This is a genomic window from Bacillus cereus group sp. BfR-BA-01331, assembly GCF_022663915.1.
Taxonomy (GTDB): domain Bacteria; phylum Bacillota; class Bacilli; order Bacillales; family Bacillaceae_G; genus Bacillus_A; species Bacillus_A mycoides.
Window position 1 is genome coordinate 52,077 of sequence record NZ_JAKUGJ010000005.1, and the last position, 19,936, is coordinate 72,012.

A 19,936-nucleotide genomic window follows, 5' to 3' on the forward strand; every position below is an offset into this window, starting at 1 on the left:
GTCTACTTTCTATATTACTATTAAATGTAAGGATTTTCTTGTTTTTTTATTTGTTTATTAGAAAAAGAGGAATTTTGTTGTTGTTAGGTAAGGTTTCAATACAAGACTTACAAAAGTTGTTTTTTCTAAAATATGGTTGACAATTAAGTATTACATTTGTAATCTTAAAAGTAGATTACAAATGTAATACGAGGGGTGGAAAACAATATGACAAATAAATTACCTAAAATATCTGAAGCAGAATTAGAAATTATGAAAGTGTTGTGGTCGAATTCTCCACAAACAGCGAATGAAATTATAGAAGAACTGGAAGATACAATGGACTGGAAACCGAAAACCATCCGTACATTAATTAACCGGTTAGTACAAAAGGAAGCCGTTTCTTACCATCAAGATAAAGGGCGCATGTATGCTTATTTTCCGCTAGTATCACAAGATAATTATTTACAAGTAGAAACGAAATCTTTGCTACAGCGTTTTTGCGGTGCTGCATTTAAACCGTTACTTGTAAATTTCTTGAAAGAAGAAAAATTGTCTTCAGAAGATATTAATGAACTGAAACGTATTTTAGACGAGAAGACAGAGGAGAATAAGAGGAAGGATAGATAAAAATGATAGATATGTTTATAAATATATACCTTCCTCGAATCTTTGATTGGCTTATAGAAACGTCACTTATGGCTAGTATATTAGTTGGATTTATCTTATGTATAAAAGTTCTATTTAGAAATAAGTTAACGCCGAGATGGCAATATATGCTGTGGATCGTATTAATGATAAGACTTCTTTTACCATGGTCACCAGATAGCTCTTATAGTATTTATTCATTACTTTCCTATAGTTCTAGTGTATCGGAAGTTATTCCAAAAAATATGCCGTCTACTGAGAGTATAGTGAACATAGAAACCAATCATACAGTGGAATTGGAATCAAATTCTGAAACTGTGACAAAAAATGGTGAACCTGAAGTAAACGCGAGTGCGGAACAACAGACTACATTTTCTTTATACAAACTTGCTCTATATGTTTGGCTAGCTGGGGTAATCGTATTAGCAGTCATAACGTTTATTACAAATAGACGTTTATATTCTTACATAAAGAAACAAGCGGATATTACGGATGAACAGGTCGTTACAGTGTTTAATCGCTGTAAGCAGTCTATGAAAATGAAGAAGGCAGTTTCATTACGTCTAGCAGGAAAGATTGCGAGCCCAACTGTTTTCAGTTTCTTTCGGCCGAAAGTATTACTATCAAAAAAACATATGAAAGTATTAAATGAGCAACAATTACAATATGTCTTTTACCATGAGTTAGCTCATATTAAGAGAAACGACGTAGCTGTAAATTGGATTATGTATAGTTTGCTCCTATTAAATTGGTTCAATCCGATTCTTTGGTACGCCTATTTCTGTATGCGAGAAGATCAAGAATTAGCCTGTGATGCATATGCACTTACGTTTATAGATAAAGAGGAGCAAATTGCATACGGTCATACAATTATTACGCTTTTAGAACATTATTCCTATCAAGCACCAAGCCTAGCAAATTTAAGTAGAAATAAACGAACATTAAAAAGGAGAATCGTTATGATTAAAAAGTTCCAAAAGAAATCGTATCGTCTTTCTTTACTCGGAATTATTGTTATAGTTGCTATTGCATCCCTTTCTTTATTCAACGCACGTGCAACGGAAGGGAAAGAAAAACAAAAAGATCAGGTAGAGCAGTCAAAGGATGCTTTCCAAAATGCTGTAGATATGCTTTTTGGTACAGAAGAAAATGCGAGAAAAGAATTCAGTTATTCAAACAGGGTATATGAAAAAAAGACAGATTATTTATATTTAGCTGAAAAGGCTTTAACAAAAGATGAGTTCGAACAGTACATAAAATTGTATAAAGAAATTCTTAATATACAGAAAAAAGGTGCTACGGGAAACTATGAATCCGATACATTATATTTTAAAGAAGAGCGTTTAACAAAAGCCGATCGTGAAAAATTATATGCACTTTATGATCAATCAAAACCATTTGATGACAAAGTATACGAATCTTTAAATTACACGGTACAGGAAGCACAGCAACATGTGGATTTCCAAATTAAGAAGCCAACTTACACAATTGAAGGATACGCTCTGAAGGCTGAAAAGGTAAATTATTTTATTAAAAGAAGGCCGGAATTAATTATTACATCAGAATATACGAACGGAAAAGGAAATTATATAATTTCTCAATCACAAGTATTCGGAGAGAGTAAAGATCCATTCCAGGCTTTGTTTGTTGTAGAAGAAAACATGGAACAGTACGAATTAGAAGGAAATCAAATATTCTACGCTACTCATAACTCGGATAGTAATTTACAAGGTATGAAGATGATCGTTCCTGCAAAAGGGAAAAATAGTGCATACCAAATCGTTATTATTAATCATAGTTTAGAGAAGCCAGGAAAAGCAGTATTCGATAAAAATGTAAATAAAGAAGAGTTAGAGAAGATTATGCTTTCTATGTTGAAATAATAAAAAGGTGTTCTGGAGATGTATATTTTAAGAACACCTTTTCTTTTTCTCTTTCCTTCTGATACACTATGACAGTATTATATGAATGGACTGGAATTTTTTTAAACTGGGAATAACTAAAAAAGAGAACTTGTATAGAATGTAAGCGTGTGGTAATATCAAATATGTACTGATTGACTATATTATCCAATTGGTCATTTTTGGAGGTGACGATGTGGCAATAGATCGAAAACGTTCTATTATTGAAGCTGCAACAAAGTCTTTTTCAGCATTCGGTTATAAGGCGACGACGATGGATCAAGTTGCGAAGTTAGCGAATGTAGGAAAAGGAACAATTTATACTTTTTTCAAAAATAAAGAAGAACTATTTGGTGAAATTATTTCTAATTTAATTACAGAAATGAAGCAAGTCGCAAAAGACGCAATTCGTTCAGATATTTCATTTTTTGAAAATGTACATAGAGCATTATATAGCATATTAGAATTTAGAAAAGAACATCAGCTCATGATTAAATTAATTCAAGAAGAGCGCGATATGGGAACGAAAGAAGTACAAGAAGTGATGCAACAAGTAGATGTGGAAATCGTTTCTGTTATTCAATCTTATTTAGAGATTGCAATTGAAAAAGGTGAAATTAGCAAATGTGATCCAGAAATTACAGCGTTTATTATGCTTCGCCTATACGTATCGCTTATTTTTGATTGGGAAAAAAATCATGAACCGTTAGAAAAAGAAAAAATATCGGAATTATTCGAACTTTATTTACTAAAAGGATTGTCAAATTAAGATAATCCTTTTAATATTATAAAAAATGACTAATTGAACAAATTGGTCAATCGTATAAGGAGGATGGTTAAATATAATCATGTAGATGAAAATGTGCATAGTATAAATTCGGGGATAAGGCATATGTATGAACAGATATAGCCTTTTTATTTGGGTAAAAATGACCATAAATGAATTTTGGTCATTTTTAAAAAGGGGGATAAATTATGAAATGGCATAAGTTGCTTAGTAAAGAATTTGCAGAGATTATAAAAAGTAAAAAAATATTAATCCCAATCATTGCGGTTTTATTTGTACCGATTTTATATGCGGGTATGTTTTTATGGGCCTTTTGGGATCCGTATGAACAGCTAGATGACTTGCCAGTTGCGGTAGTCAATTTAGATAAAGGTGCAGAACTTGATGGGAAACCAATTGAGGTCGGGAAAGGGCTCGTTGATAACTTAAAAGATAATAAAAGTTTTAAATGGGAATTTGTAAGTGAAAGAGAAGCGAAAGAGGGAATGGAAGGCAGAAAGTATTACATGTTAGTACGTATTCCAGATGACTTCTCAAGTAACGCTACAACGTTATTAAAAGACGATCCGAAACCATTAAACTTAGAATACATTCCAAATGAAAGTTTAAACTTCTTATCTTCACAAATTGGCGGAACAGCAATTGAAAAAATTAAAGGTGAAGTATCAAGTACGTTAACGAAAACATATGCAGAGAAAATGTTTGATTCCATTCAAGACGTCTCAAAAGGATTAGCAGATGGGGCGGAAGGAGCAAATAAACTACACGACGGATCAAGTGAACTGCATGATGGTTCAAGTAAAGTGACGGATGGCCTTCATACACTTCAAGGGAAGTCTGGAGAGATGAAGGATGGAGTTGGGAAACTATTTGATGGATCTGGGAAAGTGACAGCAGGTTTAAATACGTTAAATAGCAAAACAGGTGAGATGCAAACAGGTATCGGAAAGTTAGTAGATGGCTCCGGAAAAGTAACAGATGGTTTACATGTATTAAATAGTGATGCCGGTATCGGAAAATTAGTAGATGGCTCCGGAAAGATAACAGATGGTTTACATGCATTAAATAGCAATGCAGGTATCGGGAAATTAGTAGACGGATCCGGAAAAGTAACGGACGGTTTAAATACGTTGAATAGTAAAACAAGTCAGATGCAAACAGGTATCGGAAAATTAGTAGATGGGTCAGGCAAAGTAACAGACGGTTTAAATACGTTAAATAGCAAAACGGGTGAAATGCAAAAAGGAATTGATGAATTGCATGATGGATCTGAGAAAGTGACCGGTGGTTTGAACCAATTAGTAAGTAAATCCGGTGAATTAAAAGCAGGAACAACTGAGCTATCAAATGGTATGGGAAAACTTGCTGAAGGGCAAAGTCAATTAGAAAAAGGGTCTCAAGAAATTCAAAAGGGATTGCAAGATTTAAATAGTAACGTACAAAAGTCTGCTGCAGGCTTAGAGGAAATGCAGTCGAAAGTTCCTTCTATATTGAATACAGTAAATGAGAAAATAGATGGAGCTGGGGCGAATGTAAATCAGTTAAATGAACTTACACACTCAACGGCAGGAGATGCCAAAAATGCAGCGCAAGAGGTAGCGAATTTACAAAAGCAAATTGAAAGTTTACCGAAAGAATATCAAGAGCAGTTACAACCATTCATAACAAGTGCTGTAAAAAGTACAGCGACAGTTCAGCAAAAAGCTGCCGGAGTAGCAGGTGGAACAAATAAATTAAATGAAGAAGTAAAACAATTAAAAGGCGAAATACACCAAACAACAAATGGATTGCAAAACAAATTACCAAATCCAGCAGGGGTGAAAACTCTGGCAGGTGGTGTTGAGAAACTAACGAACGCACAAAATGAATTTGTTAGTAAGTTTCATGGATTTGGTGAGGGATTAGATAAAGCAAAAATAGGTGCTGATAAATTAAAAGATGGATCAGCTCAATTAATTGATGGAGTAACACAATTACAAAGCGGATCTGGAAAAGTGACAGATGGATTAGGTCAATTATCTGCAGGAGCAAATCAAATGGCAGGTGGAGTAAATCAATTAGCAGATGGCTCAAACCAAGTAACAGGCGGTTTAGATCAATTATCTGCAGGAGCAAACCAAATGGCAGGTGGAGTAAATCAATTAGCAGATGGCTCAAGCCAAGTAACAGGCGGTTTAGGTACATTATCTGTAGGAGTAACGAAATTAGCGGACGGCTCAAGCCAAGTAACAGGCGGTTTAGGTACATTATCTGTAGGAGTAACGAAATTAGCGGATGGCTCAAGCCAAGTAACGGGTGGTTTAGATACACTATCTGCAGGAGCAGGCCAAATGACAGGCGGAATAACGCAATTAGCAAATGGATCTGGTCAAGTAACAACAGGATTAAGTACATTATCAACCGGCTCAACCCAGCTAATCGACGGAGTAAATAAACTAGCAGATGGATCAGGAAAAGTAACAGATGGCCTCGTAAAAGTAAATGATGGTTCAGGTGAACTTGCTGAGAAACTTGGCGAAGGGGCAGAGAAAACTGGTGAAGTGAAAGGAACGGATAAAACGTATGATATGTTTGCAAGCCCTGTAAAAGTGAAGACGGAGAAAATGGCGGAAGTTCCAAACTACGGAACAGGATTCACACCGTATTTCTTATCACTCGGTTTATTCGTTGGGGCATTACTATTATCTATCGTATACCCATTACGCGATACAGTCGGCGTTCCGAAATCAGGATTCAGCTGGTTTATTAGTAAGTTTGGTGTTTTACTATCAGTCGGTATTATTCAAGCAATAGTAGCAGATGTCATATTACTATTCTGGTTAGGTGTAGAAGTACAAAGTATTCCATATTTTATACTCTTTAGTATTGTTACGAGCTTAGCGTTTATTTCATTAATTCAATGTTTAGTAACAGCATTCGGTGATGCAGGGCGTTTCATCGCAATCATCACATTAATTATTCAGCTTACAACAAGTGCTGGAACATTCCCGCTAGAGTTGATTCCGAAGTATTTACAACCATTTAATGCTTGGTTACCGATGACATATTCTGTATCAGGATTGAAAGCAGTCGTATCAAGCGGAGACTTTAACTTCATGTGGCAAAATATTGGGATACTCATGATCTTTATCGTTTTATTATCACTTGGAACAATTGCTTCATTAACTTGGATGCACAAACGACAGTTTAAAAATATTGCTGAAAATCAATCGATTGAAGCGTAGAAAAAAAGCACCTTTTCGGTGCTTTTTTATTTTAACTTATCGTTTGTATAGGTCAGTCTACTATGTTAGTGTTTCTTTTTATTTTAGTTCTTTAATTCCATTTTTATTCTTTTTAATGCTAATTCAGCTGCCAATTTCCCGTTATGTTGTCCATGTTCTTTAACCCAATTTAGTTTTTCGCTAGCTGGTACGTATCTATGGAAACCTAGAATTTCAGCCGCTCTCTCTTGTACCCACATATCCGGGTCGTCCAAGAGGGGAAGTATTTCATGCAATTGCGCGTAAGGAGTTAAAGCCATAATTAAAAATAAATAGTGAGCTCTTTTTTCTTCAGTTAATTCAGGTTGTTTAAGAAGGTTTTTCAATTCTTTAATGGTGTGTACATCTTGCTGTATTTGCAATTCATCCGTATTTTCTTTGGAACAAGGATAATGTTTTGGAAGTTCATACCAATCGACTTCAGGACTTTCTAATAGAGTGTTTATTAACGTTTGTACATTAGGATATACTGGGGACAAATCCATTTCTTCATGGTCTATAAAACAAACTCTGCCTGATAGCGGCCCTAACATGTAAACACCTACATAATTGGAGTTATCATCTGTCCATAATGGGAAAACTTCTGAAATAGTAACATCTTCATGTAGGTATAAATACACTTCCATGGCTTCTTCAAAGGATAATAAGCGTATTAAAAAGTCATTCTTGTGCTGCAAATAGATTGGATTTTTGAAAGCATTCATCATTTCTTGAGGTAATGATATGTTAAAAAAAGTTGCAATTTGATTAAATAAATTGTCCATTATGTATTCTCCATTCATTATATTTAAAACTAACTCGAAATTTGAACCTCTTCATAAATGGAAATGAATGTTTCTTGGGATTTTTCCGTCATCAACAATTTCGTATTCTATTTACTTATACTCCTATAAATTTTTTACTATACATTTATAATACAAAAGTCCTTTGCAATAACACCAATGTTTTAGAAAATAGATTTTTTATTTTCTTCATTAATTCGGCTATTCTAGAGGCTCAAACAATTTGTCTTTGGAGCTATTGCTTTTAACTTCTGATTGCAGTCTAAACAAAAGAAAAGGAATTACAACAATTTACAGAGAAAACTAGAATAGAGGAGTTGATACGATGAAAGGAAACCTTACTTACTATTTTATCTTATATCCGCTAATCTTCTTTCTTGTTTTCACCCTTTCACCTATCTTGTTTCATAAAGAAGAATATACAAGTATGAAAGATACATTTGGAATACTTACATTCTACTACGTGTTAATGATTGGGAATTACTTTATGGATGTTGTAAGTAAAAGAATGAAGAAAAATAGTAAGGACAAACAATAAAGTTTTATTACATAAAAACTGATGGAGGACAACAAAATGACCGAAAGCCAAATGAAATTTCGTGATACGACCATTCGCAATTTTTTCGATAAAGAGGATCGTTTAAAATCGATTCCAGGTCAAAAGAAGAAAAAACTAGTATTGTTAGAGTATTTAGTGAGCAAGTTAAACGCTGAAAATCAATATACAGAAAAAGAAATTAATACATTCATAAAACAATATCATGATGATTTTTGTACGATTAGACGAGAATTCATAGTGCATGGATTTATGGATCGTGAGGATAATATGTACCATATAAACGGGAGAGAAGTGTGGACGAAGTGGGAGGAGTTATAAGTGTAATAAGGAAGGGGAATTTTCTTGCAAGCTAGTAGTCTTATGCATGAAGAGATTTCGGGAAAACCATCGATTATTGGGATATTCACTTCACCAACACTACAATTCAAAAGGATGAAGAATCAAAGAAATATATTTTTCCCGTTAGCTCTTTTAATTGTGCTTATTATAATTTCAAGTGCCTTAATGTCTTGGAATTCTTTAAATAATCCTGCACTCAGTATGTTTCATGATAAAACGGGATTTACTGCTCCGAAATACATAACTTTCTTTACTACATTTGGATTTTCAGCAGTCAGTGGAATCGTAGCTATACTTTTTGCACCTATATTCTATAAGAACATTATGATTTTCTTTGGAGTTGATATTAACTATAAAGAAACATTCCCAATAATCATTTATGCTTCGTTTGTATTAAGATTAGGGATGATTTTAAACGGATTAATTGCATTTTCTCTAAGTGGGTATGAGATATCTTATACAGGTTTAGGTGCAATAGCGACAGATAATATGATCTTGCATACAATTGCTCAAAGAATAGATATATTTAATATTTGGTATTACGTTTTATTAGGAATAGGTTTAAAAACGATAACGAATTTAAATAAAGACAAACTTATCCCTCTTATTATTGTACTTTTCGTTTTCACTAGTTTATTAGCGAGCATGGCTGGGTTTATGCAGGAAATATCTAAAGCGTAAGGATAGGTGGGAAGTATAATTATAAGCTTGTATGAAAAAGGTGGTTTGGATATGGACAAACCACCTTTTATCATTCTTTACACTAAAACTTTTATCTCCAATCTTTCTTTCTGACGAAGATGATGTGCAAAATGCATAGAAATAAGCTGGAACCACTCTGTCGCATTTAAGTAACCAAGCCCAGGATGCTCTACTTTACAATCATTTGGAATAGAAGTAAGTGTTGGTTTAATGTCTTTAACAATTGTAATTAACTCCAGAAAATGTTCTTGTACTTCTTCTTTAGTAGTTCGATTTTCGGGTGTATATCCCGGATAATCTGGCACTTTTATTTGTATGTCAGGAAAAGCCCCCATTATATATACTTTTTCACCCATATCCGTTTTTTTGTTAGCTACAGATGGTGTTTCAGTTTTACATTTCTCGATTGCATCTAATTGCATATACGTAGCCGAAAGTAAATGATTATACATTTGACCGAGAGACCATTCTTCAGCAGAAGGTTTTGTCCTAAATTGTTCAAGAGAGTACTTTTCTAATTCCTCTAAGTAATACGTTGCTAAACTTTCAAATTTCTCTAAAGTGGTAGTACTGTTCATATTGTTATCCCCTTTTTAAGAAAATGTATTTGTTAATACCTACAATAAAGGAGGGATGCTGACAACATTATGTCAGTAGTAAAATGAAAAATTAAAGTTTTAACATTTTTTTTACTTCATCATATATTTTCTCAGAAAGAATTTTTGGCTCTAGTACTTGCACTTGGCTTCCCCAGCTTAATACCCATTGAAATACTTCGTCTATGCTTCTTGATTTCAAAAAGACGTGAAAATCATTATCTTTATGCTCGTATGAATCTATAAAAAAGTATCGTGATTCAATAATTTTATGTGCAATGTGGGCTGGGAATAATAAATGGATCGTAACAGTACGATTGTTTTCAGGTTGATAGTCTTGTAAAGAAAAGTCCTTCGGTTTTGTAAAAAATTCTTGTTCTTGCTGTAATGTATCCATACGGTCTAAGCGAAAATTACGTATTTGTTTTCGCAGTAAACAATGAGCAACGATGTACCAAATTCCAGAAATGTTGACTAAACCGTAAGGATGAACGGTACGTTTTGTTTTTGTAGTTTCTCTCGGTTTACGATACGAAAAAGAGATAGATTGCTCTCTTTGAATAGCTTCTTGTAACAAGAAAAGTTGGCTCTCTAGTTTTTCTTGCTCGGCTTGCTGGTTTGAAAATATAGGAGAAAGGAAACGGAAAGTTCCTCGCAATTCCTCAATTTTCTTTTGTTGATCAGTAGGGAGGACTATCTCAAGTTTCTCTTTTGCTGATTGCGCATGTACAGAAAAAGAAGAGGTGAAAGCTTTCTCAATATAATCACCGCCCAATAAAAGAGTAACGGCCTCTTCTGGCGTAAGCTGAATGGGTGGTAAGAAATAACCATCCATTAATGAATAGCCGTGACCAGGCATTGAAAAAATGGGAACACCGGATTCGCTGAGTGCGTCCATATCTCGATAAATAGTGCGTATACTTGTCTCGAATTTTTCAGCTAAGCTTTGTGCTGTGACAGTTTGTTTTCTTTGTAATTCAATTAATATAGCTAATAAACGATCCGTCCGATTCATGAAATATCATCCTTTATTTTATAAATATTCTTATTGTGAAATTCTAAAAGTAGTGTGTAATTCCCTGCCATTAACAGACTTTTCCCTATGTATAATATTAATATAGTAAAATCATAAGAACCTATATTGCAGTTTCCAATAATATACTATATAATCAGGATAAGAAAACGTTTTCATGCAAAGGGGGAAATTTCGTGTCGACTATCGAGGACGTGGCGAAATTAGCGGGGTTATCAAGGACAACGGTTTCTAGGGTGATCAATAATCATCCATATGTTTCAGATGAGAAGAAGAAAAGGGTTCAATTAGCAATGAAGCATTTAGGCTTCGTTCCTAATTCTGCGGCGAGAAGGCTTCGTAAACAAAAAACAGAAACAATTGCGGTGCTTGTTCCAAGGATTACAAATCCTTTTTTTAGTAGATTTATTGAAGCAATCGAGATTGCTGCTTCTGAACATAAATATAAACTGATTATTTGTCAAACAAGATATTTACCGGAAAAAGAGATGGAGTATTTACAATTATTATCTACGAAACAAGTAGATGGGATTATTCTATGTTCACTAGAAAATCCATGGGAGAATGTGGAGCCATACTTGCAACACGGTCCAATCGTGTTATGTAATGAATATATTGAGGAAGCAAATGTTCCAACAGTGAAGTTCGATCATGCACAGGGTGCATACATAGCTGCCAATCATGTATTAGAACAAGGATATCGTAATCTGATTTTTTGCCGTGGCAACGAAACGAAAGTAGTGAGCCAACAGCGAAAAATGGGCTTTTTACGCGCTATTACTGAAAAGAGTAGAGAAGTGGAAGCGATCGATTTTCTTGAAAACGCTTTCTCTTGGGATGATGGAAAACGAATATTCAATGAAGTATTAAAGGACAAAAAAAATCCTACCGCGATTTTGGCAGGAGGCGACGAGGTTGCAGCTGGAATTATCTCAGAGGCGAAACGCCATGGTTGGAGTATTCCAGAAGATCTCGCTGTGATCGGTTTTGATAATCAAATTTTAGCGCAGATTACAGAGCCAGGTATTACGACAATTGAACAACCAATCGACGAGATGGCCCGAAAAGTTGTCGACTTAATGATGGATAAAATCCATACGAAAAATTATCGACAAAAAGAATTATATGAGTTTGAACTGGAGCTCTTGGTGAAAGGTTCAACGATGAAGGATAAGATGTTATTAGCCTAGTAGACTATGTCTGCTAGGTTTTTTTATGTTTACAAACTACTATTCTTCGTGAACGCAATCGTCACATTTGTTATGGTATGCTTCGTGCTGCTCATCAATTTCCTTCCCGCAATGAGCACAAGTTTTCGTCGGTAAATTTCGGAAAAACTCCATTGGTTGATCGATCATGTCAATCCCTCCATTTCCATTTCTTACTATCATTGTATTAGTACAAAAAACAAAAGTCAACAACTGTTTTATAACAAAAGTGAAAATTAATGAAAAAGTTTAGGAAATGGATTATAGTTAACAATGTAGGATGTAAGTAAAAAACTTTCTCAAGTACGGAGAAAAACGGCATTCCTACGCGGTTTTAGAAAGGATGGATACATATGAAGATGACTGTTGTCGGCTTTTGGGGCGGCTTTCCAGAAGCGGGAGAAGCAACGTCGGGGTATTTGTTTGAACACGATGGTTTTCGTTTACTTGTAGACTGTGGCAGTGGTGTACTAGCACAGCTTCAAAAATATATAACACCATCTCATATAGATGCAGTTGTACTGTCGCACTATCATCACGATCATGTTGCAGACATTGGGGTATTGCAATATGCAAGATTAATTATGAGTGCGACAAAAGGACAACTACCGGAATTACCAATATACGGTCATACGTTTGATGAGAATGGATTCCGTTCTTTAACACATGAACCGCATACGAAAGGAATCGCGTACAACCCAGAAGAAACACTTCAAGTTGGACCGTTCTCCATTTCATTCTTAAAAACTGTTCATCCTGTTACATGCTTTGCGATGCGTATTACAGCTGGCGATGACGTCGTAGTATATAGCGCTGATTCCAGTTATATTCCTGAATTTATTCCATTCACAAAAGATGCTGATCTTTTCATTTGTGAGTGTAATATGTATGCACATCAAGAGGCTGCAAAAGCAGGGCATATGAATAGTACAGAAGTAGCAAGTATTGCGAAAACTGCGAATGTAAAAGAACTTTTATTAACGCACTTACCACATACAGGAAACCCATCTGATTTAGTAACAGAAGCAAAACAAATTTTCAGTGGCCATATTACGCTAGCGCATAGTGGCTACATTTGGAACTCATGAGGTGATACGATGTTATTTATTGATAATAAAGGGATTACAGATCCTAGAATAAACTTAGCAATTGAAGAATATTGTGTGAAGAATTTAGATATTAACGAAACATATTTACTGTTCTACATTAACAAACCTTCGATTATCATTGGTAAAAACCAAAACACAGTAGAAGAAATTAATGCAGATTACGTAAAAGAACAAGGTATTCATGTCGTTCGTCGTCTATCAGGCGGAGGCGCAGTATATCATGATTTAGGAAACTTAAACTTCAGCTTTATTACGAAAGATGATGGAGATAGTTTCAGCAACTTCAAAAAGTTCACAGAGCCTGTAACGAAAGCGCTTGGTAAATTAGGCGTAAATGCAGAACTAAGTGGTCGTAACGACATTTTAGCTGAAGGTAGAAAAATTTCAGGTAACGCGCAGTTCTCAACGAAAGGTCGTATGTTCAGTCACGGTACGTTACTATTTGACTCTGAAATCGATCACGTTGTATCAGCGTTAAAAGTGAAAATGGATAAGATTCAATCAAAAGGCATTAAATCAATCCGTAGCCGCGTTGCGAACATTACAGAGTTCTTAAACGAAAAAATGACGACAGAAGAGTTTAGACAACTTCTTCTAGAAACAATTTTCGAAGGTGAAACAGAAATTCCAACGTACGAATTAACAGAAAATGATTGGAAAGAAATCCATAAACTTTCTGAAGAGCGCTACCAAAATTGGGATTGGAACTACGGAAAATCTCCGAAGTTCAACTTACAACATTCACACCGCTTCCCAGTTGGACAAGTTGACGTTCGTCTTGAAGTGAAAAAAGGAACAGTAACAGAATGTAAAATTTACGGTGACTTCTTCGGATCACTAGATGTTCATGACATTGAAGAGCGTCTAACAGGCGTACAATTTGATAAAGATACATTCACTGTAGCTTTAGAAGGCGTAGATATCGTACGCTACTTCGGTAATATTACAACAGAAGATTTCTTACATTTATTCTTCTAAAAATGAGGGAGGCTGCCGTAACGGGCAGCCTCTTTTTTGCGTAGATTGTCACGTTTTGTCGGTAAGTCGATATATTTTAAAAATCGCTGATATATTTCGAGTTACGTTCGATATATTCGAAAAATCGCCGATATAATTTCACTTACCGTAAAACGTATATTTACAGGACATCTGCTCCGTATAAAGGAATATATATACTAAAAGGAGGGTGATCGAAATAAAAAGGATAATACACTTTATATTATTGATCAGCTTCGTTATAGGGATGACAGCTTGTAACGATGAAACGTCCTCAAGTCGCACACTTTTATCTATTGGAAAGCCAGCGAAGGATAATGTCATATATTATACGCATACAGATAAAAAACGAAAGATAGATGATATACAAACTATGTTTCAAAATAAGAAATGGAAAAGAAATGAAACGTTTAGTACCGTTTGTAAAACGCCAGATCTTGTCTTGTCGATAGATGGGGACAATAAAGGATTGCCGACATTATATGTTACAGTCTACTTGCATGAAAATGGAGCGGACGCTCTCAATTTGTATGGAGAGTATACGGCTTTAAATAAAGAGGAAGTTGAAAAACTTAGAGAGAAGATGAGTGCATATTATCCTAAAATGATTTTAGCTATAGTTTAACTATATGTTTGTACCTGTTTTTTTTACATATAATTCTCGTATCTTACTAAAGTATTCTGGAAGAAAGTGGTTTATGTATATTCGATTAATAGAATATCACTTGCTACTTTAATTTTCTTTTAATATAATTAATTTAGAATTTTTAAATATTCTAAATTTTATAAAGGTGGGATTTGTGTGAATCTCGTTCAATCTTTGGCTGAAACGGCAAAAAATAAGGGGGATAAACCGGCATACATATTTATGGATCAGTCGGTCTCGTATGACCAATTAAACAAAGTGGTCACTAGGTTTTCTAGCAATTTAGCAAAAATGGGCATTGGAAAAGGGGACAATGTCGCATTAGCTGTAGGCAATTCACCACATTTTTTAGTCGGTTTATACGGAACGATGAAAGCTGGAGCAACTGTCATTCCGATTAATCCAATTTATACAGCAGACGAAATACATTACATATTACAAAATGGAGATGTAAAAACAATCATCGTACTCGACGTCCTTCTACCTGTTATACAATCTCTTACAACAAGACTTCCTTCACTTGAAAATATCATCATATGCGAAACCTCATCAGATTTTACTCATACAGAAACTGAAAAAATGAAAACGTTTACTAGTTTTGTAGGAACTGGAGATGTAACTTACGAAGGTCCTGAACTAGATGAAGAAGATGTAGCTGTTATTTTATACACTTCAGGTACAACTGGAAAGCCAAAAGGCGCTATGTTAACACATAAAAATTTATATAGTAATGCAAGCGATGTGGCGTCGTATTTACAATATACTGCGGACGATCGCGTCGTTGCGGCACTGCCGATGTTCCATGTATTTTGCTTAACAGTGGCGGTCAATGCGCCGATTGTGAACGGGGCGACTATTTTAATGTTACCGAAATTTAGTCCGAAAGAAGTATTCCGTATTTGTCGCACGTACGAACCAACGATTTTTGCTGGTGTACCGACAATGTACAATTATTTATATTTATTCGAAGAAGCAAGCGCAGAAGATGTGAAGACGCTTCGTCTTTGTATTTCAGGTGGTGCGTCAATGCCTGTTGCGCTTCTGCAAAACTTTGAAAAACGTTTTGACGTTATCGTTTCAGAAGGATACGGTTTATCAGAAGCATCACCAGTTACTTGTTTTAATCCATTAGATCGTCCTCGTAAACCAGGTTCGATTGGTACAAATATTTGGCACGTAGAAAATAAAATTGTGAACGAACTTGGGGAAGAAGTACCTGTTGGTGCAGTTGGGGAGTTAATTGTTCGCGGACCTAACGTTATGAAGGGTTACTATAATGCGCCAGAAGATACAGCTGCGACACTTAAAGACGGCTGGCTATATACAGGTGACTTAGCGAAAATGGATGAAGAAGGTTACTTCTATATCGTCGATCGCAAAAAAGATATCGTCCTAGTTGGTGGTTATAACGTATACCCTCGTGAAGTAGAAGAAGTATTATATACTCACGAATCTGTGGCTGAAGTTGTCGTAATTGGTGTACCGGATGAAAACTTAGGAGAAGCAGTGCGAGCTTACGTCGTTCTGAAGCAAACGAGCGTAACAGAAGAAGAGCTTATGCATTACTGCACGTTACATTTAGCGAAATATAAAGTGCCAATGAGCATTGAGTTTTTAACAGAATTGCCGAAGAATACAACTGGTAAATTGTTAAGAAGAGCTTTGAGAGAGAAGGCATTGCAAGTATAAAAATAAAGATATCCATCACTATGACTACATGTATAGAGATGGATATCTTTTTGTCCAAAAAAGCTGGATTAGTTTGGATGGACAAAATCCCTACTCATTAAAGTTTCACGTTATTTTTTAGAATTGGTTAAGCTATAAGCCCATATATTTAAACCGTAATATGACTAATAAGGAGGAGATATGTATGGAGCAGAAGGAATTACGCTTACGGAAAGTACAATATCTTATTTGTGACATTATGGATGAAATGAATATGAAGAATGAAAAGAAGAACTTAGAAACATTGCAAAAGGTAATTGATCACCTTTCAGGGGCAATTGGGGATTTAGTGGATCCATCGGGTACGTATTCATTAGATTATTTAGAGAGAAAAGTGCATACTGCTCATTATTTATTGTTTAAAAATGATCGGAAAGCATATTTGTGTAATAAATAGGAGTATTTGTTTAATCTTTTATTTGACATTGATAATCATTATCAATATGATAGTTATGTTGGGTATATTTATATAAAGGGAGATGTCATGTTGATAATGATTAAGAAAAAATATATTAATGCATTCGTTATAGCCGCAACTTTAGCAGTTCCACTAAGTGGTTTCAATGCGCCAATTGCAAAAGCAGATGTGATTGAAATGAAGGCAGCTAGTAAACTTGCAGATGGTACATATGACGTTATTTTAAAAACGTATAAAGATCAAACGAATGAAACATCTGTTGCTTCTACGTATTTAAAAAATGCAAAAGTAACAATTCAAGGTGACAAAAAAATTGTTACGTTAACAGTGCAAGATAGTAGCTATTTCCAGTATCTTAAAGTAGAAGATACTAATAAATTAGGGACATTCCATGATGTGAAAGTGATCTCTGAAGATAAAACAAATAATGGTACGAAAGTTGTTCAATTTGAAATCGATGAGTTCTCGAAAAAATATAATATGCAAATGCATATATTAATTCCAGCAATTAAATATGATCATAAATATCAAGTGCAGTTTGAAATCGATGCGAGTGCAATTGAAAAAAAATCTAAGTTCTCAGATGTACCGACTTGGGCACAAGAGTCAGTTCAATATTTAGTAGACAAAGAGGCAGTACACGGTAAGCCAGATGGTACATTTGCACCAGCTGAAAATATCGATCGTGGTTCAGCAGCAAAAATATTAGCTACTGTTTTAGGGTTAGAAATTAATAAAGATGCGAAGCCATCATTCCGCGATGCTCAAAATCATTGGGCTACACCTTATATCGCAGCAGTTGAAAAAGCTGGTATTGTAAAAGGTGATGAGCAGGGTAACTTCAATCCGAGTGGACTAATTAACCGTGCATCAATGGCTACTATGCTAGTAAATGCATATAAATTAGAAAGAAATGAAAATATTAAATTACCAAAAGAATTTGCGGACTTAAAAAATCATTGGGGCGCGAAGTATGCGAACATTTTAATCCAAGAAAATATTTCAGTTGGAACAGATAATGGATGGGCTCCAGATAAATCGGTAAGCCGCGCAGAAGCAGCTCAATTTATTGCGAAGACAGATAAGTTAAAGAAATAAATCGAAACTAAAATCAGTGGGATTCTATTCCCGCTGATTTTTAGCTTGTAGGAAGTTTCTTATATAATAATTCCAAATTCCAAGTTGACACATGTGAATTACGGAATTAAAATGGAAAGAAATCAAACAGAATACAATAGAAGCTCATCAGAGAAACTGAAGGCGCACAACGTTCACTTTTGTGAATAGATTGTGTGCCTTTTTCTATTGTACAAACTAAGGGGGCTTTATATATGAAACAGTGGAGTAAGACAGCATTAATGAAAAGTACAGGTGTTTTATTATCAGCATTTGTCCTTTTGTCAGGGTGTGGTTCGGCAACATCCACTAACAATTCTGAAGGAAGTGCAGATAAGAAGACAGTCGAACTTTTAAATGTTTCATATGATCCAACGCGTGAGTTATATCAGGATTTCAATAAAGACTTTGCGAAGTATTGGAAAGAGAAGCATGGTCAAACAGTAAATGTAAAGCAATCACACGGGGGATCTGGAAGTCAGGCACGCTCCGTTATTGACGGCTTAGAAGCAGACGTTGTAACACTAGCGCTCGCTTATGATATTGACGCGATTAGTAAGAAGAAACAACTAGCAGAAGATTGGCAGAAGCGACTTGCGGATAATTCTACTCCGTATACATCAACGATTGTATTTCTTGTGAGAAAAGGAAACCCGAAAGGAATTAAAGATTGGGATGATTTAACGAAAAAAGGTGTGTCTGTCATTACACCAAACCCGAAAACATCTGGGGGAGCACGGTGGAACTATTTAGGGGCGTGGGGATATGCACTGAAGAAATATAACAATAGTGAAGATAAAGCGAAAGAGTTTGTCGGTCAAATTTATAAAAACGTGGAAGTACTAGATTCAGGAGCACGCGGGGCAACGACGACTTTCGTTGAAAAAGGAATTGGTGATGTGTTAATCGCTTGGGAAAATGAAGCGTTATTATCACAAAAAGAACTTGGAAAAGATAAATTTGAAATTGTAACACCTTCGATTAGTATACTTGCCGAGCCGCCAGTAGCAGTTGTAGACAAAGTCGTTGATAAAAAAGGAACGAAAAAAGTAGCAGAAGGATATCTTGAATATTTGTATTCAGAAAAGGGGCAAGAAATTGCGGCGAAAAACTTTTATCGCCCTCGTAATGAAAAAGTAGCAGAAAAGTACGCATCACAATTTCCGAAAGTTCAATTATTTACAGTTGATGAACTATTTGGAGGATGGAAAAAAGCACAAGAAAAGCATTTTAATGATGGCGGCGTATTCGATCAAATGTATAAAAAATAAGGGGGGATGAGGTGACGTTATATGAGGAAGAAGCGTGTCTTACCAGGGTTTGGATTATCTCTTGGATTTACAATGCTATATATGAGTTTATTCGTACTTATACCACTTTCTATCGTATTTATTCAAACTTCGCAGCTAGGTTGGAAGAAGTTTGCTGGGGTTATAACGAGTGAGCGCGTGTTGCATTCGTATCAAGTAAGTTTCACAACTTCACTTGCAGCGGCAATCATAAATGCCATTTTTGGTTTATTAATTGCTTGGGTACTCGTTCGCTACACATTTCCAGGGAAGCGGTTATTAGACGGACTAATCGATTTACCATTCGCTCTTCCGACTGCTGTAGCTGGTATTACACTTACGACGCTTTATGCGGAAAATGGATTTATTGGAAAAATATTTAGTGTGTTTCATATAAAAGTAGCTTTTACCCAGCTCGGCATTATTGTGGCGCTTACGTTTATTGGCTTACCATTTGTCGTGCGAATGGTGCAACCAGTGCTGCAAAGTATTGATAAAGAAGTAGAAGAAGCAGCTTCTAGCTTAGGGGCGTCACGCTTTCAAATATTTGTAAAAATCATTTTGCCAGAAATATTCCCGGCCTTGCTTGCTGGTTTTTCACTCGCCTTTGCTCGGGCGTTAGGGGAATATGGATCTGTCGTGTTCATTGCAGGTAATATGCCGATGAAAACAGAAATCGCACCGCTTATGATTATGACGAAACTAGAACAATATGATTATGCAGGCGCAACAGCTGTAGCGGCTGTGATGCTTATTATTTCTCTCCTTTTCCTACTATTTATTAATATGATTCAAACTTGGAGCAGAAGGCATGAATTGAAAAGCGAATAGGAGGGG

At 35.4% G+C, this 19,936-nt stretch carries 20 protein-coding genes; 16 read left to right on the plus strand and 4 right to left on the minus strand.

All coding sequences use genetic code 11. From position 1 onward, the window contains the following. The first annotated feature begins 207 nt into the window (after positions 1-207). The 4 genes from MR155_RS11090 to MR155_RS11105 all read left to right on the plus strand — a co-directional run bounded on the left by MR155_RS11090 (position 208) and on the right by MR155_RS11105 (position 6,539). Positions 208-609: a BlaI/MecI/CopY family transcriptional regulator gene (locus tag MR155_RS11090; protein WP_002011165.1), complete on the plus strand. Its 402-nt coding sequence runs from the start codon at positions 208-210 to the stop codon at positions 607-609. Positions 610-611: 2 nt separating this feature from the next. Then, the gene (locus MR155_RS11095) at positions 612-2,510 is read left to right on the plus strand and encodes a M56 family metallopeptidase (protein ID WP_242309779.1); all 1,899 of its coding nucleotides are present in this window, start codon (positions 612-614) and stop codon (positions 2,508-2,510) included. Between the two features lie 214 nt (positions 2,511-2,724). Next, positions 2,725-3,297, plus strand: coding sequence for a TetR/AcrR family transcriptional regulator (locus MR155_RS11100; RefSeq protein WP_002168940.1), 573 nt, complete (start codon positions 2,725-2,727; stop codon positions 3,295-3,297). Positions 3,298-3,503: 206 nt separating this feature from the next. Continuing rightward, complete coding sequence (locus MR155_RS11105) at positions 3,504-6,539, plus strand: YhgE/Pip domain-containing protein (RefSeq protein WP_242309781.1); 3,036 nt, start codon at positions 3,504-3,506, stop codon at positions 6,537-6,539. Positions 6,540-6,622: 83 nt separating this feature from the next. Here the strand turns inward: MR155_RS11105 and MR155_RS11110 are convergent, their stop codons facing one another. Then, entirely contained in the window at positions 6,623-7,342 is a 720-nt protein-coding gene (locus MR155_RS11110; protein ID WP_242309784.1) for a hypothetical protein, read from the minus strand. 343 nt (positions 7,343-7,685) lie between these two features. Between MR155_RS11110 and MR155_RS11115 the strand changes: the two genes are divergently transcribed. The 3 genes from MR155_RS11115 to yknW are packed head-to-tail and all read left to right on the plus strand — an operon-like array spanning position 7,686 to position 8,939. Then, complete coding sequence (locus MR155_RS11115) at positions 7,686-7,898, plus strand: hypothetical protein (protein ID WP_242309787.1); 213 nt, start codon at positions 7,686-7,688, stop codon at positions 7,896-7,898. A gap of 36 nt (positions 7,899-7,934) precedes the next feature. After that, positions 7,935-8,237 (plus strand): DUF2087 domain-containing protein, encoded by a 303-nt coding sequence (locus MR155_RS11120; protein WP_219301550.1) that lies wholly within the window; start codon positions 7,935-7,937, stop codon positions 8,235-8,237. Positions 8,238-8,261: 24 nt separating this feature from the next. Further along, positions 8,262-8,939 carry a YknW family membrane protein gene (gene yknW, locus MR155_RS11125; RefSeq protein ID WP_219301552.1) on the plus strand — a complete coding sequence of 226 codons (678 nt, stop codon included), beginning with the start codon at positions 8,262-8,264 and terminating at the stop codon, positions 8,937-8,939. Between the two features lie 77 nt (positions 8,940-9,016). On the opposite strand, the gene MR155_RS11130 is transcribed toward yknW, so the two are convergent. Together MR155_RS11130 and MR155_RS11135 are read right to left on the minus strand one after the other, a co-directional pair. Then, entirely contained in the window at positions 9,017-9,538 is a 522-nt protein-coding gene (locus MR155_RS11130; protein WP_242309790.1) for a DinB family protein, read from the minus strand. A gap of 91 nt (positions 9,539-9,629) precedes the next feature. After that, positions 9,630-10,571, minus strand: a complete 942-nt coding sequence (locus tag MR155_RS11135) for a helix-turn-helix transcriptional regulator (protein WP_242246134.1) — start codon at positions 10,569-10,571, stop codon at positions 9,630-9,632. Positions 10,572-10,765: 194 nt separating this feature from the next. On the opposite strand from MR155_RS11135, the gene MR155_RS11140 reads away from it, so the two are divergent. Further along, entirely contained in the window at positions 10,766-11,779 is a 1,014-nt protein-coding gene (locus MR155_RS11140) for a LacI family DNA-binding transcriptional regulator (RefSeq protein WP_098167236.1), read from the plus strand. A 39-nt stretch (positions 11,780-11,818) separates the two neighbouring features. Here MR155_RS11140 and yhfH read toward each other — a convergent pair whose 3' ends face one another. Next, on the minus strand, positions 11,819-11,947 hold the full coding sequence (gene yhfH / locus MR155_RS11145) for a protein YhfH (protein WP_000567010.1): 129 nt from the start codon (positions 11,945-11,947) through the stop codon (positions 11,819-11,821). 203 nt (positions 11,948-12,150) lie between these two features. Between yhfH and MR155_RS11150 the strand changes: the two genes are divergently transcribed. From MR155_RS11150 to cysT, 8 genes are all read left to right on the plus strand, one after another. Further along, entirely contained in the window at positions 12,151-12,885 is a 735-nt protein-coding gene (locus tag MR155_RS11150; protein WP_242309792.1) for an MBL fold metallo-hydrolase, read from the plus strand. 9 nt (positions 12,886-12,894) lie between these two features. Beyond that, positions 12,895-13,884, plus strand: coding sequence for a lipoate--protein ligase (locus tag MR155_RS11155; protein WP_002134871.1), 990 nt, complete (start codon positions 12,895-12,897; stop codon positions 13,882-13,884). 217 nt (positions 13,885-14,101) lie between these two features. Further along, entirely contained in the window at positions 14,102-14,527 is a 426-nt protein-coding gene (locus MR155_RS11160; RefSeq protein WP_242310035.1) for a hypothetical protein, read from the plus strand. A 177-nt stretch (positions 14,528-14,704) separates the two neighbouring features. Then, positions 14,705-16,237, plus strand: a complete 1,533-nt coding sequence (locus tag MR155_RS11165) for a fatty acid--CoA ligase family protein (RefSeq protein ID WP_219301563.1) — start codon at positions 14,705-14,707, stop codon at positions 16,235-16,237. Between the two features lie 184 nt (positions 16,238-16,421). Beyond that, on the plus strand, positions 16,422-16,673 hold the full coding sequence (locus MR155_RS11170) for a hypothetical protein (protein ID WP_002134875.1): 252 nt from the start codon (positions 16,422-16,424) through the stop codon (positions 16,671-16,673). A 96-nt stretch (positions 16,674-16,769) separates the two neighbouring features. Then, the gene (locus MR155_RS11175; protein WP_242310037.1) at positions 16,770-17,792 is read left to right on the plus strand and encodes an S-layer homology domain-containing protein; all 1,023 of its coding nucleotides are present in this window, start codon (positions 16,770-16,772) and stop codon (positions 17,790-17,792) included. A gap of 233 nt (positions 17,793-18,025) precedes the next feature. After that, positions 18,026-19,081 (plus strand): sulfate ABC transporter substrate-binding protein, encoded by a 1,056-nt coding sequence (locus MR155_RS11180; protein WP_002011197.1) that lies wholly within the window; start codon positions 18,026-18,028, stop codon positions 19,079-19,081. Positions 19,082-19,102: 21 nt separating this feature from the next. Further along, complete coding sequence (cysT, locus tag MR155_RS11185) at positions 19,103-19,930, plus strand: sulfate ABC transporter permease subunit CysT (protein ID WP_242309795.1); 828 nt, start codon at positions 19,103-19,105, stop codon at positions 19,928-19,930. Positions 19,931-19,936: the final 6 nt, after the last annotated feature.